The sequence below is a fragment of the Luteimonas sp. GW821-FHT14E02 genome, assembly GCF_058803905.1.
Window position 1 is genome coordinate 53,435 of sequence record NZ_JBXAPK010000001.1, and the last position, 15,150, is coordinate 68,584.

A 15,150-nucleotide genomic window follows, 5' to 3' on the forward strand; every position below is an offset into this window, starting at 1 on the left:
TACGTTGTAGGGTTGGAACTCAAGCACATACAGTTACAGGCTCTGGAACTGCTCTTCGGAAATCACCCGATACGCGTGCTGCTGGTCGAGATACTCGATCAGCACCACGCGATCTCCCCGTTTGAAACGACCGGCTTCCTGGCAACGGATCTGCAACACCAGCCCGGCACCACCGTCGTCCACCGTCGCCTGACCGTAGCCGGCATCGACCGACGGGGTGCTGACGATCGCGGTGCGTCCCAGGATTGAAGGTTCCTGTGGCGGACGCAGCCGCAACAGCACGCGGCTGAGCGGGCGCAGCAGCAGCGAGGTCGCGATCACCCCGGGAATCAGCATCCCCACGGCGACGACGATCCCGAGCGGAATGCGCAAGCTGGCCGGCAGGTGCTGCAGTACAAGCAGCTGCACGAAATATGTACCCAGCCAGCCGCAGAAACTCAGCACCGTCAGCACGATCATTACGGGAACGCCCGACAATCCCAGCTTCGACACGATCGCCGCGGCCGCGCCCGGATCACCGTCGCCATCGCCGCCGAACACGTGATCGGGCCCGTCGAGATCGACCAACCCGGTGGCCGCCAACAACCAGTACAGAACGCACACGGTCAGCAGGATGCTGTAGATGAGCGTGGGAAACGTCAGCACGGTCTGCAGGAAAGCGATCATCGAGAACTCCCCGGAGTTGCACGCGGCTTGGCACGGCGTCCGCCTGGACGCGAGGTATCGATCACGCGCTGGCCAACGCGGTCGAGCACGAACTGGATGCGCGCATCGCGGACATCGATGCCTTCCGCCGCAAGGCGCGCATCCAGTTCGGGATCGTCCACCGCCGCGTGTCCATCAGCGGACAGTTCCGGCGCAGGCTCGCGCCGGCGCGCGCGCAGCAGCGATTCGATCGCCGTCTGCGGCCGCGTGACACCGGGCTGACGTCCGACGACGCTCTCCTGCGCCCGCTGCACGGTCTCGGCGGCACGCAGCGTATCCAGCTGTTGTTGCAATCGGCGCAGACCGTTCTCGCCCTGCCCGATGAGATGCCGCATCTGCGTGATGTGCTCGTCGATGCGGGACAACGCCACGATTTCATCGTCGCGCCGCTCCTCGAGTTGCACGATCGCCGTCGCCACCTCGCGCGCCAGTGCGTGCTTGCCGGCCTGCAGACTGGCCAGCGCCTGCGCCTCGCGCTGCGCGATCGCCGCTTCCGCCGCCTCGACGCGCTCCTGCGTGGTGAAACGGTTGGCCTGGAACGCGGCGAGGCTCGCGCGCCATTCGCGCAGGCGCTCGTCCATGCCTCGGATTTCCTCGTCGAGTTCGCGTTGCGCCTGGCTGCCGGCGATCGATTCGCCAAGCTCGGCCAGCTGCTCGCGCACACGCCCGAAGATGCGGGTCAGCGCGTTCATGCGGCGGCCTCCACGGCGAAGACTTCCGGACGCAGGAACGGCGCATAGGCTTCCGCCGCGCCGAGGACGTTCTCGGCCAGCGTCTCGATCTCGAACAGCACGTTGTCGAGGCTGGAGCGCGTGTCCAGCGAGCCGGACATGATGTAGCAGGCGACACCGCCGATAATCTCCACACCCATCGTCGACAGCGGCAGCACCTTGTGCGTGCGCAGGACGTGCGCGTTGAACGCGGCCGGATCCGCCACATCCTCCACCGGCCACATCAGCGACTCGACGCTGATCTGCTCGCCGCTCACCGCGATGAAGACCGGCAGATCGCCGTACTCGCGCATCACCAGATGCAGACTCGGTTCGACGCCCTCCAGCAGTTCCAGCACCACTTCGCCCGCCCGCACCGGCCCGGCATCGGCCAGGGCGGCGTGCAGGGAACGCGCCGTCCAGGCCGGAAAGCCCTCGCCCTCGGCGTGGCCCGACCCCATGCCCCCGGGCTGGCGCAGGCGGCGCTCGACCATGGCCAGGGCCGGAGCGTGCTGCGGCAGGATCCAGACATCCTTCTTGACGAACCCCTCGCGGCGCATGCGTTCGCGGAATTCGCGGACATACTCGGTCGACGATTTCGGGCGAGGCACTTTCATGAAATGAAACTTAAATCTTTCCTGAAATATTTGCAACTACTTCCGTGCCCGCTCTGATGGACGGTCGCCCCAAGCCCAAAGTCGACGCCCCTGCCACAGCCGCCTGGTGCCACGGGTTCTTTCAGGTAAGGACAGATGAGTACGAAAACTCAGCTACTCCGCTCCAAACCGCGCAAGCGGAAACGCTCCGATACATGACGGCACAGCACTGTGTCCGATTAGTGTCCCCAGCCTCGGCGGGCCTGCTCCGCCCTTACTTGGCGGGCGGCGACCCCGTGAACGTCATGACCAGCGTGCTGTTGTCGTCCCCTTGCGGCTGCACGCTACCCAATTGCGCGCCCGGCCCGTTCTGGGCGACGACGTAGGCTTCCGCAGTGATGTATTCCTCGCTGCACTGCAGCTCTTCGCCCGGCGCCGGCTTGGTGCCTTTCGGCAGCGGCACCGGACGCCGGCAGATCAGCGGCTGCCCATCCTCGCCGCGTTTCCAGCGCGCAGCGGACACTGTCATGATGCCCCGCATCTGACCGGGCACGAGCGGTTCCGCCGCAGCAGCCGCCGGCACCACCGGCGACAACGCCGCGTCCACCACGAGTGGATAGCGCGACAGCACGCCGGCATGCTCGCGTTCGAGCGTCTCCCGCATCTGCGGTTCGTGATTGAGCGCGGTCAGCATGCGGCCGGCGATGCGGATCATCGTCTGCTCGTCGACATCGCCCACGGAAACATTGCCGGCATACAGGTCGCCGACGTAATTCAGCTTGCCGGCCTCGATGTTGATCTGCGGCGACTTGTCTTCGGGAACGGCCAGATTGTCGGTGCCGCTGTAGAACTGCCCGACGTAATAACGCCCCGCCTTGAGCCGCATCAGCCAAGCGCCCTTCCTGCAAGCGATGGAGCCATCGGACTTGAGCGGCCCCCAGAATCCACCGCTGGATTTGCCGGCACGGAACAGCTGGACGCCCGCGATCGGGTGACCGCAGGTCAACGTGGTGGCCAGGATGCCCTCGTCGGGCTTCAGCGTGTCCTGTTCCTTGAACTGTCCGGCCCAGGCCGGTGCGGACAACAGTGCCGTCAGCACGATCGTCAAGCCGATGCGTTCCATTGCCGAGCCCCCTTTGCTCTCGCTGGGCGCAGTCTGCTGCGGGCCGGATACGAATTCAAGCGGCTAGCAAGTCCAGCTTGTCCGCAAAAACACCATGCAGATCATTCGCGATCGCGCGGTGGTTGATGCTCGATCTCGGAATGCCAGGCATCCGGAGTCGGTTGCCATGGCCCCTCCCCCAGCACCGCCTCTATCAAATGCTGCAGCGGATAACCGAGGTGGCTCGCGGCGGACATCCCGGCATCCTGCCAATGCGCTTCGCGCAGGAACGCCTTACTGTGGCCGTATCGGAAAATCGACACTGACCCTATTTTCTGCAGAAAGCCGACACTGACCCCTGTTTTGCCCAAATCAGATGCGGCGGAAGGACGGTCTACGCGAGCATCACCATGCATCATGGTCGGCTTTGCACTGTCTAAACTAAGACAAGCCATTCGCTTGTCCTCGTGCCTCTTTCATCTTGTGGTCGAGCGCCCCGCTCAGCATCGCTTCGTACAACTGCAGACAGAGCCGCATGCGCATCGCAAGCAGACCGAGAAGGTACATGATCGAGAGAATGATGCCGGCGACAGCCTGCCAAGGCGGAATCGCGAGTAGCGTTTCCAGCGTGATTTCACCCGAGTTCCTGAGTAGCAGTAACAATGCAAGCAGCGCCGGAATAATGCCTAGCTTGTCGAAGCCTCCAGCCAGCAAGCCAAGCTTTGAGGTTAGCCGGTCCTGCGAGAGCCTGGCAAAGCGATGATGCTCTTCAAGTTCTTCTTGCGGATAAGTCGACAACCAGCGTTTCAGTTCGCGGAAATGTGCCAGATCATGATCGCTTTGCGCGACGAACTTGGGCTTCCAGTGCCAGAACTCAAATGCCATCACCCAGAGTCCTCGCACGATGCCAGGCCCATAACCTATGAGTGCCAACCATACGCCGAGCTTCGCCATGAACACCATCCACATCGCGGGCACCATGAACTTGATCAGCAGTGAAGGCAGCAAGCCGGTCACGACGCCGACCGTACCGATGGCGTTCCACATCCCCATCCACGACGGCATGCTCAGAACGGCGGCCGGCCCATCCGGGAGGGCTTGCAGCTTCTTTTCCAAGACAGCAAAGGAGAGACGGTCGTCCATGCTTCGAGCACCCTCTTTAGAGAAAAGACCCCGTTAGTGGAGGGCTAGGTCTCCACCCGAATGCACTTGCCGAAGATGCTCGATGCGGTGATCCATCCATTGGTGAACCTCTTGCTGTTTTCGATCTGGAACTGGCCGGGGCGGATCGCAGGGTCGACTCTGCTCCTTCCCTTCTCAGAAAGTCGACTCTGACCCCTGTTTTGCCTGTTTTGCGCTATTTTGCCGCCTATTTTGAGGAAATGGCACGAAAGATATAATGCCCACAATGAAGTTTGCCACTTCCGAAAAATTTCGTCCGATTGGGTTTTGCATCTATTGCGGAGCGATAGAAGGCCCTTTCAGTGACGAGCATATTGTGCCCTTTGGACTTGGCGGCAACTCTCTTATTCTTCCAAAAGCAAGCTGTCGCGCTTGCGAGAAAATCACCAGCCGCTTCGAGCTGGACTGCTTACGATCGACATGGGGGCTATACCGCCAACAGACTGACATGCCGACTCGAAGGCGTGCAAGGCGCACTATGAACGCCGCAGTTAATATTAATATCGGGCAACGGGGCATCGATGGAAGCTTTCAACCTAGCGGTCGAAAATTGACTGCGCCAGCCAATGATCTCCCTCTTGTCTACATTACGCCCAACATGGAGCCACCCGGCATCCTTCTTGGCACACCCCCAAGCAATCATTGGAGTGGATCATTCTGGACACGCTTAGACAGAACAGAAAAGTTGCACGAATTGAAGAAAGATGAAGAAGCGCTCAATCTCTCTTCAATCAACCCGCTTTCTTTTGCCAGAATGCTTGCAAAGATTGCTTATGCGTATGCCTTAGCTCGTCTTGGCACCGAATCGTTCCGCCCATTGGTTCGCGAGCTGATTCTCGGACAAACTGAAACAATGTCGTATTGGGTCGGCTGCAGCACACATCCTGAGCAAGAATTTGCCCCCGATGAAATTCATAGACTTCGTAGTGCTTGGGCAACACTCAATGGCGTTACATATGCTCTAGTAACTATCAAACTCTTTGCGCCACTGGGAACTCCCGAATACATGGTAGTTGTCGGAATTCGAGAATAGCCATTACTTCAAGCCATAACTGATCCTTCTACCGCTTGTCGGCAATCAGCCGCACTTTGAATAGCCACAGTTCAAGCAAGTCGCGCATCCATCCATGATCACCACAGCCTTGGTATTGCACTTGTGGCACATGGTCGCCGACGGCGGAAACGAGGTGCCATCGCCGGTCACGGCGATGTCCTCGGGATAGGTATCGGGATACGACCCTTCGATCCCACCCGCCTCACGCTGCGGATGGACCGGAACGCTTACTTCAGTGTTTTTTTTTGAGCGCTCTTCGTATGCGCGACGCTTCTCGGCGATCAGGGCGCGCTGGTGGTCGCTCATTTCGGGGTCGTGCATCATGCCGATCGACTTGAGGTGGTCCTCGACGATCATGCCCAGTTCGGCGACCAGCGAGGGCATGTACACGCCGCCGGCCTTGAAGTAGCCGCCCTTGGGATCGAACACGGCCTTCATCTCGTCGACGAGGAAAGTGACGTCGCCGCCCTTGCGGAAGACTGCGGACATGATGCGGGTGAGCGCGACGATCCACTGGAAATGCTCCATCGACTTGGAGTTGATGAAGATCTCGAAGGGGCGGCGCTGTTCGTGCTCGGTGCCGGCGTTGAGCACGATGTCGTTGATGGTCACGTACATGGCGTGTTCCACCAGCGGGGATTTGATCTTGTAGGTGCTGCCGATCAGGACTTCCGGGCGCTCGATGCGCTCGTGCATCTGGATGACGTCGGCCGTGGGCAGTTCGGCCTCGACTTTCTCGCGCGCGACGGAGGCACCGGCGACGGCCTTCTCCTTGTCCTCGGCGGTGACGACGGCGTATCCCTTGATTTTCTTGTCGATCTTGACGGCCATGACGCGGTTCCTGATGGGTCGGTGTTGCTTGTTTTTGTGGTTATGAGGTTTACGTGGGGCTGGATGCCCTCACCCCAACCCCTCTCCCGCGGGCGGGAGAGGGGCTACCGGGGCGGTGTTGCTTATTTCTTCTTTGCCGCCTTCTTGGCCGCCTTCTTCGCGGGGGCCTTGCGGGCGGTCTTCTTCGCTGCCTTCTTCACGGCCTTCTTGGCTGGCGCTTTCTTGGCGGCGGCCTTCTTGGCCGGAGCCTTCTTCGCAGCTTTCTTGGCGGTCTTCTTGGCAGCCTTCTTCGCGGCGCCCTTCTTCTTCAGCGCGGCGACTTCGGCCTTGGCGCTGGCGCTGACCGAGGCGAGTTTCTTCTTCGCCTTGGTGACGCGCTTGCTGACGGCCTTCTTGGCCTTGGCGGCGCTCTTCTTCGCGGTCTTCACCGCGCTGCTCGCTTTTTTCGACACCGCGCTGCCGATTTCCTTCGCCTTGTCGGCGACGGCTTCGGCGGCGTTGGAGAGGGTCGCGGTGACCCCGTTGCCGTTGCTCATGATGGTTCCCTCAGGTCAGTGGACACGGGCGGGCGCCCGTGGAGCGAAATGTAGCGCGTTTGATTTCCTTCTCCCATCGGGGGAAGGTGCCCCGCAGGGGCGGATGAGGGAGGAAGAATCATTCGCGAGGGAACCTTCTATGACACGGAATTTCCCCGCCCTCATCCGGCGCTTCGCGCCACCTTCTCCCGGAGGGAGAAGGGAAAACCTCAGAACTTGCCGTAGTAGCCTTCCTTGAGCGCGTCGAACAGGTTGGCGGCGGTGTGCAGTTCGCCGTCGTATTCGATCTGCTCGTTGCCCTTCACCTCGACCACGCTGCCATCCTCGAGTTCGAAGCGGTAGGTGGTGTTCTCCAGGTCCGTTTCCTTCACCAGCACGCCCTGGAAGGCGGCGGGGTTGAAGCGGAAGGTGGTGCATCCCTTCAGGCCCTGCTGGTGGGCGTAGCGGTAGATGTCCTTGAAGTCCTCGTACGGGTAGTCCGTGGGGACGTTGGCGGTCTTGGAGATGGAGCTGTCGACCCACTTCTGCGCGGCGGCCTGGACGTCGACGTGTTCCTTGGGGGTGATGTCGTCGGCGGCGATGAAGTAGTCGGGCAGCTTGGCGGCCGGGTCTTCGCTGAACGGCATGGCCCGGGCGTTGATCAGTTCGCGGTAGGCGAGCAGCTCGAAGGAGAAGACGTCGACCTTTTCCTTCGACTTCTTGCCTTCGCGGATCACGTTGCGGCTGTAGTGGTGGGCGAAGGACGGTTCGATGCCGTTGCTGGCGTTGTTGGCCAGGCTCAGGGAGATCGTGCCGGTGGGGGCGATCGAGCTGTGGTGGGTGAAGCGGGCGCCGCTCTCGGCGAGCTGGTCGACCAGCTCCGGGGCCACGGTGGCGATCTGCTGCATGTAGCGCGAGTAGCGGGCGTGCAGGACCTTGCCGGGGATCTCCTGGCCGAGCTTCCAGCCGTCGGCGGCCATTTCCGGGCGCTGGCGCAGCATCGCCGCGGTGACGGTGAAGCGCTCCTCCATGATCGGCGCGGGGCCTTTTTCCTCGGCCAGCGCCAGACCCATTTCCCAGCCGGCGACGGCCATCTCGCGGGCGATGCGCTCGGTGAACTCACACGATTCCTTGCTGCCGTACTTCATCTTCAGCATGGTCACGGTGGAGCCGAGGCCGAGGAAGCCCATGCCGTGGCGGCGCTTGCGCATGATCTCGTCACGCTGCTGCTGCAGCGGAAGACCGTTCACTTCAACGACGTTGTCGAGCATGCGGGTGAACACGCGCACGACTTCCTTGTATTCCTCCCAGTCGAACTCGGCCTGGTCGGTGAAGGCGTTGCGCACGAACTTGGTGAGGTTGACCGAGCCCAGCAGGCAGGCGCCGTAGGGCGGCAGCGGCTGTTCGCCGCAGGGGTTGGTGGCGCGGATGTTCTCGCACCACCAGTTGTTGTTCATCTCGTTGACGCGGTCGATCAGGATGAAACCGGGCTCGGCGTAGTCGTAGGTGGACACCATGATCATGTCCCACAGGTGCCGGGCCTTGATGTGGCCGTAGACCTTGCAGGCGACCAGGCCATCGTCGCGGACGATGTAGCTGGCGTGCTGGGGCCAGTCGCGCCAGACGACCTGCTCGGCGTTGGACAGGTCGAGGTCGCCGGTTTCCTTTTCGTTGATCGGGAATACCAGCGGCCAGTCGGCGTCGGTCTCCACGGCCTGCATGAAGCCGTCTGTAATCAATAGCGACAGGTTGAACTGGCGCAGGCGGCCGTCCTCGCGCTTGGCGCGGATGAAGTCGCGCACGTCGGGGTGGCTGACGTCGAAGGTGCCCATCTGCGCGCCGCGGCGGCCGCCGGCCGACGACACGGTGAAGCACATCTTGTCGTAGATATCCATGAAGGACATCGGGCCGGAGGTGTAGGCGCCGGCGCCAGCGACGAAGGCGCCCCTAGGGCGCAGCGTCGAGAATTCATAGCCGATGCCGCAGCCGGCCTTCAGGGTGAGGCCGGCCTCGTGGACCTTGTCCAGGATGCCGTCCATCGAGTCGACGATGGTGCCGGAGACGGTGCAGTTGATCGTGCTGGTGGCCGGCTTGTGCTCCAGCGCCCCGGCATTGGAGGTGATGCGGCCGGCCGGGATCGCGCCACGGCGCAGCGCCCACAGGAAGCGCTCGTTCCAGTAGGCGCGCTTGTCCGGGGCGGTTTCCGCGTCGGCCAGGGCACGGGCGACGCGCTGGTAGGTGCCGTCGATGTCGGCATCCACCGCCACGCCCTGCTTGGTCTTCAGGCGGTACTTCTTGTCCCAGATGTCCTGCGACGCGGGCTGCATGGGGATTTCGCGATTCAAATCCGCGCGATTGGGGTCACCGCGATCAAGGGCCGCGCGATTGGGGTCAGGGGTCTGTCCCATATCGTTTTTCACCGCCTCCAGGCGCACCGTGCTCATGCTGAATCTTTCTCCTGACTGGCCGGGCTCGTGGCGCGGCTTGTTGTTCTTGTCGTTGATTTCTTGATTGCCGTTTGCAGGCGTCATCGGGAACCCGGTGCCGCCGTCCTGCCTTAGAAGCGACCGACGGCGAAGCCGCAGCCGCGTGTTACGCGTCGCGCTCCATTCCGTGATCTGTAGTCGGGGCCGAGCCTGCTTGCATCGTGCGCCTTCCCCTGTAGCGACGTGTCAAAATCAGGTAAACCCTACCACTTGGGCCTCTCCTCCCAGTCCGACCCCAACATCTTGTGGCCGAACGGGAGGTCAAACTACGCCGGGGCAAGGGCGCTGTCAACCGGAAAAATGGAAATCTGGAAGTTTTTTTGTGACAGCCGCCTCGCCCCCGGGGCCGGTCGGACGGGCGGTCCCTGGGCCTGGGTTTGGGGGTTTTCAGGGTTGATTTCAGTGGTGACAGGAAGGCGCCAAGCCACCGCGGATCGGCGAAACTTCATGCCCGATTAAACGGTCTCCATCAAAACTGAACGTCTTAATCGGACCGCGCGACGCCATCCCCGGGCCCGTCCCGGCACACTGTGCGCCGTGCGCCACGCGCCATCTCATGAGGACCCCATGCGTCGGTTGTCGACCCCCACCAAGACCCTGCTCGCCCTGACCCTGGCCGCGGCCTTCGGCGGCTTCGCCGCGACGGCCCTGCGCGAAGGCCTGGAACAGCCCGCCCGCGCCGAATCGGCGGCGCCCGTGGCCGTGCCGGCCACCATGGCCAGCCTGCCCGCCACCGTCGAGGGCCAGGCCGTGCCCTCGCTCGCGCCCATGCTCAAGCGCGTCACCCCGGCCGTGGTCAGCGTGTACAGCCGCCAGACTGTGCGCGTGGCCAGTCCGCTCGGGCCGTTCGCCGACGATCCGTTCTTCCGCCGCTTCTTCGGCATCCCCGACATGCCGCGCGAACGCGTGGAGCGCGCGCTCGGCTCCGGCGTGATCATCGATGCGCAGAACGGCTACGTGCTGACCAACCACCATGTCGTGGTGAACGCCGACGGTGTGTCGGTGACGCTCGCCGACGGCCGCACGCTGGAAGCCGAATTCCTCGGCTCCGATCCGGACACCGACGTGGCGCTGATCCGCATCCCCGCCAAGAACCTCACCGCCATTCCGCTGGGCAACAGCGACGCGCTGCAGGTGGGCGATTTCGTGGTGGCGATGGGCAATCCCTACGGCCTGGGCCAGACGGTGACCTCGGGCATCGTCTCGGCCGTGGGCCGCAGCGGCATCCCGGTGGCCGGCTTCCAGAACTTCATCCAGACCGACGCCTCGATCAATCCGGGCAACTCCGGCGGCCCGCTGGTGAATCTGCGCGGCGAACTGGTGGGCATCAACACCGCCAGCTTCAATCCGCGCGGCAGCATGGCCGGCAACATCGGCCTCGGCTTCGCGATTCCGATCAACATGGCGCGCAACATCAAGGACCAGCTGGTCAGCACCGGCGAGGTGCGGCGTGGCACGCTCGGCATCGAGACGCAGAACGTCGACGACCGCATCGCCAAGGGCCTGGGCCTCGACGAGCCGCGCGGCGCGGTGGTGACGCGCGTGTATCCGGGATCGGCCGGCGCGGCCGCCGGGTTGCAGCCGGGCGACGTGGTGCTGTCCGCCAACGGGCAGCGCGTGGACAACAGCCCGTCCCTGCACAACTTCGAAGGCCTGCAGGATGTCGGCAGCCGCGTCACGCTCGACGTGCGCCGCGAGGGCAAGGCGCTGCAGCTCACCGCCACGCTGAAGGAGAGCCCGCGCGCGCTCGACGGCAATGCACTCGACGCACGCCTGGCCGGCGCCACCTTCAAGGAACTGGACGAGGCCACGCGCCAGCAGCTGCGCAGCATGGGCGCCGACGGCGGCCTGCAGGTCGGCACGGTGACGCGCGGCAGCCGCGCCTGGAACAACGGGCTGCGTCCGAACGACATCATCGTGGAAGGCAGCAACGGCGAATTCGGCGACCTGCCCAGCTTCCGCGCCAGTTTTGAGAAAAAGCCCACGCAGCTGGTGTTGCGCGTACTGCGTGGCGGGACGACGGGCAATCTGCTGATGCGGTGAGCGTTCAACAAGAATTTCACGTCTTAACCCTCCGGCAACCCGCCGTCCGGCACACTTCCCAGGCACTCATGCAAAGGAGCTCGTGATGAATCCGACCGCAAGCGAAAACTTCAAGAGCAATCTCGGCGAAGCCGGCACGCATCTGAAGGACGCCGCCAGCCACGCGAGCGAAACACTGCGCAACGCCGCCAGCGCCGCCGGTGACGAGGCCCGCGTGGGACGCGCGCAGATGAAGGCCGATCTGGCCGATGGCGCACTGGCCGGCATCGCCGCGCTCGAGGAAGGCGGCGCGGCCGCGCGCGAACAGGTCGATGCGCTTCTGGACAAGGGCCGCGACCTGATCGACAGCGCCGCCGACCTGATCCGCGAGCGCCCGCTCGCCTCCTTCGGCGTTGCCTTCGCCGCCGGTTTCATCATCGCCAAGCTCGCGCGCGGCGGCGGTGGAGACAGGTAAGCTGATTCCCTCTGCATCGAGGGGGACATCGTGAGCGAGGAACGCCGCGAGGATGCCGACGCCGGCAAGGCGCCGCACCTGGATGAAAGCGTGCGCCGCATCCACGCCGCGGGGCGCGCGACGCTGGATTCCGCGCTCGACACCGGTCGCGCGCTGCGTCGACTGATCGGCGCCGACCTCGCCCTCGCGCGCAGCGCCAGCGGACGCGCGCTGGCGTGGCTGGCGGTGGCGATCGTGTTCGGCGCCTCGACCTGGCTGCTGGCGATGGCCGCGCTGATCGCGCTGCTGCAATCGCTGGGGCTGCCGTGGCTGGCCTCGATTTCCATCGCCGCGGTGCTGAGCCTCACCGTGACCGCGATCGCCGCCTGGCGTGTGTCGGTGTTCTTCGATTACGCCGGCATGCATGCCACGCGGCGCCAGCTGGCGCGGCTGGGCATCGGCGACGGCGACGACGAGGACGGCGAACCACGCGGCGAGACATTGAGCACCCCCGACGCGCAGGCGCGGCAGCCATGAAGTTCGAACGCCTGAAGCAGCGCGTGATCCGCGGCGAACGCCTGGTCGAGGGTCGCCTCGAACAGACGCAGGCGCACGCCACCTCGCTGAAGGACACCTGGCGCGAGAGCTGGACGCCGACGCGGATCCTGCTCGCCGGCCTGGTCGGCGGTTTCCTGATCGGACGGGCGCGGCCCGGGCGTGTCGTGCGCAAGCTCGGCGGGCTCAACGGCGCGCGCTGGGTGCAGTTGTTCACCGCGGTCTCGGGGCTGCTGGCATCGCTGCAGAGCGGGCTCGCCGCGGCGACGGCGAAGCAAGCGACCGAACAGGCCGCGGACGCGGCAAACGACGCGACGATGCGGACACCGCCCGAGGCGGGGCCCGCAACCGACATCGAGGCCGCGCGTCGTGCGACCGAGGTCGCGGCCACGGCCGAACCCGAAGCCGTGCCGCCCTCCGACCGCCGCCGCAAGCCGGACCCGACCTGGAACGCGCCGCCGCGTCCGGCGGAAGCGGCGACGGAAATCTCGGAACGCTGAAAGCTCTCGCCTCTGCCTTCCCCTTCTCCCCTCGGGAGAAGGTGCCCCGAAGGGGCGGATGAGGGCGGGAGAATGACTTGTCATGGATGGAATGTGCTGTGCATCGGCCAGTGGTTCCCTGCCCTCATCCGGCGCTACGCGCCCCTCAGCCGCTTGAGGCGGCCTCGATCTCCGGAAGCAGAAGGAAAGCAAAGGCCGGGGCTTTGCCTAATCCCGTAACATACGTGCGTGCCCCGCTCCCAATCCAATTTCCCCGTCCGCGCCATCACCCTCGATCTCGACGATACGCTCTGGCCGTTCGCGCCGATCGCCACGCGGATCGAACGGGTGCTCGACGACTGGTTCCGCACGCACAGCCCGCGCACCGCCGAACGCTTTCCGATTCCCGAGATGCGCGCCCTGCGCGAACGCGTGGTCGCCGAAAATCCGCAACTGGTGCACGACATCGGCACGCTGCGGCGCATGACGCTGACGCACGCGCTGCGCGAAAGCGGCGCCGATCCATCCCTGGCCGACGCCGCCTACGAAGCGTTCTACGCCGCGCGCAACCAAGTGGAGTGCTATCCCGACAGCCTCGACGCGCTCGCGCGCATCGCCGCGCGCGTGCCGGTGGCGGCGCTCTCCAACGGCAATGCCGATCTGGAACGGATCGGCCTCTCGCACCATTTCCGCTTCTATCTGCGCGCCCACGAGCACGGCGCGGCCAAGCCTGAAGCCGGCATCTTCCTGGCCGCCTGCGAACGCCTCGGCATCGCGCCCGATCAGGTGCTGCACGTCGGCGACGATGCCGATCTCGATATCGTCGGCGCCGCGCGCGCCGGGTTGCGGACCTGCTGGATCAATCGTGTTGATCAAAAAGCGCGCCGCGCCGATCCGGCTGTACGTGGTCATAGTGAATGGCCGCACGATGATCCGCGTCCGGATCTCGAATTCGACACGCTCACCGCATTGGCCGACTGGCTCGATGCCGCCGCCTCCCTTCCTGCTTCCAGAGCCGCCTGCGCATGACTCTCCCGAACGGATTCGTCCGACTCGATCCCGAACGTGCCGGTTCTGCCCAGCACAACCCTGCGCAGGCGCCGCGCCAGCTTTTCCTGATCCAACGCGACAACTTCGCCGCCTGGCGCGAACACCAGACACCCGCGCTGGTGCAATGGCTGCAGACGCACGCCTTCGATGCCGCGCCCGGCTCAGTGCTGTCACTGCCGGGCGAGGATGGCGGGTTCGCCGCCGCGTTGCTCGGCATCGGTGATCCGCTCGATCCGTTCTCCTACGCGCACGCGCCCACCGTGCTGCCGCCGGGACTGTGGCAACTCGATGCCAAGGTCGACGACGAAGTACTGCGCGCGTTGCACTTGGGCTGGGGCCTTGGCGCCTACCGCTACACGCGCTACCGCGAGGCGCCGCGCGCGCCGGCGCAACTGGCCGTGACCGACATCGACGCGGAAACCGCCGACCTCCTGCGCGCCTGCACGCGCGTGCGTGACCTGGTCAACACGCCCACCGAGGACATGGGGCCGGAACAGCTGGAAGCCATCGCGTGCGAGATCGCGCAGGCGCATGGCGCCCGTTTCGAAAGCGTGGTCGGCGATGAACTGCTGGCGCGCAACTTCCCCGCCATCCACGCCGTCGGCCGCGCCTCGCATCGCGCGCCACGTTTGATCCGCCTCGACTGGGGCGAGGACGCACATCCGCACATCACGCTCGTCGGCAAGGGCGTGTGCTTCGACAGCGGCGGTCTCGACATCAAGCCCGCCGACGGCATGCGCAACATGAAGAAGGACATGGGCGGCGCCGCGCACGCGCTGGCCCTGGCCGAGCTGGTGATGGCGCGCAAGCTGCCGTTGCGGCTCACGCTGCTGATTCCGGCGGTGGAGAACGCGATCGGTCCCAACGCGTTCCGCCCGGGCGAGGTGATCGCCACGCGCAAGGGCGTAAGCGTGGAGATCGACAACACCGACGCCGAGGGCCGCGTGATCCTGTGCGACGCGCTCACGCTGGCGAGCGAGGACAAGCCGTCATGGCTGATCGATTTCGCCACGCTCACGGGCGCGGCGCGCATCGCGCTCGGCCCCGATCTGCCGGCGCTGTACGCCAACGACGACGCGCTCGCGCAGGGCTGGCTCGATGCCGGTCTGCAGACGCGCGATCCGCTCTGGCGCATGCCGCTCTGGCGTCCGTATCTGCGCTATCTCACCAGCAACATCGCCGATCTCGCCAACGGCGGCCCCTCGCGCATGGCCGGCAGCGTCACCGCGGCGCTGTATCTGGAGCGCTTCGTGCCCGCCGAGCAGAAGTGGGCGCATCTGGATGTGTATTCCTGGAACGACAACGATCGTCCGGGACGTCCGGCCGGCGGCGAGGCGCAGGGATTGCGTGCGATCTACGCGCTGCTCAAGCGGCGCGCGAGTCAGGCGGACTGACGGACCGCCGCATGC

16 protein-coding genes are annotated in these 15,150 nt (G+C 64.7%); 7 read left to right on the plus strand and 9 right to left on the minus strand.

Translation table 11 applies throughout. The features are described from left to right. Positions 1-33 precede the first annotated feature (33 nt). The 6 genes from AC1RNP_RS00175 to AC1RNP_RS00200 all read right to left on the minus strand — a co-directional run bounded on the left by AC1RNP_RS00175 (position 34) and on the right by AC1RNP_RS00200 (position 4,256). Entirely contained in the window at positions 34-666 is a 633-nt protein-coding gene (locus AC1RNP_RS00175) for a hypothetical protein (RefSeq protein WP_493049194.1), read from the minus strand. Beyond that, positions 663-1,397 (minus strand): PspA/IM30 family protein, encoded by a 735-nt coding sequence (locus tag AC1RNP_RS00180; protein WP_493049195.1) that lies wholly within the window; start codon positions 1,395-1,397, stop codon positions 663-665. Before AC1RNP_RS00180 ends, AC1RNP_RS00175 begins: the two co-directional genes overlap by 4 nt. Next, a complete protein-coding gene (locus AC1RNP_RS00185; RefSeq protein WP_493049196.1) occupies positions 1,394-2,032 on the minus strand; it encodes a YjfI family protein in 639 nt (212 codons plus the stop codon). The genes AC1RNP_RS00180 and AC1RNP_RS00185 overlap by 4 nt, the downstream gene beginning before the upstream one ends. Before the next feature lie 253 nt (positions 2,033-2,285). Further along, positions 2,286-3,134: a hypothetical protein gene (locus AC1RNP_RS00190; RefSeq protein WP_493049197.1), complete on the minus strand. Its 849-nt coding sequence runs from the start codon at positions 3,132-3,134 to the stop codon at positions 2,286-2,288. Positions 3,135-3,235: 101 nt separating this feature from the next. Next, entirely contained in the window at positions 3,236-3,568 is a 333-nt protein-coding gene (locus AC1RNP_RS00195) for a hypothetical protein (protein WP_493049198.1), read from the minus strand. Further along, a complete protein-coding gene (locus AC1RNP_RS00200; RefSeq protein WP_493049199.1) occupies positions 3,555-4,256 on the minus strand; it encodes a hypothetical protein in 702 nt (233 codons plus the stop codon). The genes AC1RNP_RS00195 and AC1RNP_RS00200 overlap by 14 nt, the downstream gene beginning before the upstream one ends. A gap of 265 nt (positions 4,257-4,521) precedes the next feature. Here AC1RNP_RS00200 and AC1RNP_RS00205 point away from each other — a divergent pair, with 265 nt between their 5' ends. After that, positions 4,522-5,328 carry a hypothetical protein gene (locus AC1RNP_RS00205; RefSeq protein ID WP_493049200.1) on the plus strand — a complete coding sequence of 269 codons (807 nt, stop codon included), beginning with the start codon at positions 4,522-4,524 and terminating at the stop codon, positions 5,326-5,328. 45 nt (positions 5,329-5,373) lie between these two features. On the opposite strand, the gene AC1RNP_RS00210 is transcribed toward AC1RNP_RS00205, so the two are convergent. The 3 genes from AC1RNP_RS00210 to AC1RNP_RS00220 form a co-directional block, all read right to left on the minus strand. Then, a complete protein-coding gene (locus AC1RNP_RS00210) occupies positions 5,374-6,180 on the minus strand; it encodes a TSCPD domain-containing protein (RefSeq protein ID WP_493049201.1) in 807 nt (268 codons plus the stop codon). Between the two features lie 122 nt (positions 6,181-6,302). After that, positions 6,303-6,716, minus strand: coding sequence for a hypothetical protein (locus AC1RNP_RS00215; RefSeq protein ID WP_493049202.1), 414 nt, complete (start codon positions 6,714-6,716; stop codon positions 6,303-6,305). A 209-nt stretch (positions 6,717-6,925) separates the two neighbouring features. After that, on the minus strand, positions 6,926-9,139 hold the full coding sequence (locus AC1RNP_RS00220; protein ID WP_493049776.1) for an adenosylcobalamin-dependent ribonucleoside-diphosphate reductase: 2,214 nt from the start codon (positions 9,137-9,139) through the stop codon (positions 6,926-6,928). A gap of 609 nt (positions 9,140-9,748) precedes the next feature. On the opposite strand from AC1RNP_RS00220, the gene AC1RNP_RS00225 reads away from it, so the two are divergent. The 6 genes from AC1RNP_RS00225 (at position 9,749) to AC1RNP_RS00250 (ending at position 15,135) form a co-directional block, all read left to right on the plus strand. Further along, complete coding sequence (locus AC1RNP_RS00225; protein ID WP_493049203.1) at positions 9,749-11,224, plus strand: Do family serine endopeptidase; 1,476 nt, start codon at positions 9,749-9,751, stop codon at positions 11,222-11,224. 85 nt (positions 11,225-11,309) lie between these two features. After that, a complete protein-coding gene (locus AC1RNP_RS00230) occupies positions 11,310-11,678 on the plus strand; it encodes a hypothetical protein (RefSeq protein ID WP_493049204.1) in 369 nt (122 codons plus the stop codon). Between the two features lie 30 nt (positions 11,679-11,708). Then, the gene (locus AC1RNP_RS00235) at positions 11,709-12,194 is read left to right on the plus strand and encodes a phage holin family protein (RefSeq protein WP_493049205.1); all 486 of its coding nucleotides are present in this window, start codon (positions 11,709-11,711) and stop codon (positions 12,192-12,194) included. After that, complete coding sequence (locus AC1RNP_RS00240) at positions 12,191-12,712, plus strand: protein sip-5 (protein WP_493049206.1); 522 nt, start codon at positions 12,191-12,193, stop codon at positions 12,710-12,712. Before AC1RNP_RS00235 ends, AC1RNP_RS00240 begins: the two co-directional genes overlap by 4 nt. Positions 12,713-12,940: 228 nt before the next feature. Continuing rightward, complete coding sequence (locus tag AC1RNP_RS00245) at positions 12,941-13,720, plus strand: HAD family hydrolase (protein WP_493049207.1); 780 nt, start codon at positions 12,941-12,943, stop codon at positions 13,718-13,720. Beyond that, positions 13,717-15,135: a leucyl aminopeptidase family protein gene (locus AC1RNP_RS00250; RefSeq protein ID WP_493049208.1), complete on the plus strand. Its 1,419-nt coding sequence runs from the start codon at positions 13,717-13,719 to the stop codon at positions 15,133-15,135. The genes AC1RNP_RS00245 and AC1RNP_RS00250 overlap by 4 nt, the downstream gene beginning before the upstream one ends. The last annotated feature ends 15 nt before the right edge of the window (positions 15,136-15,150 follow it).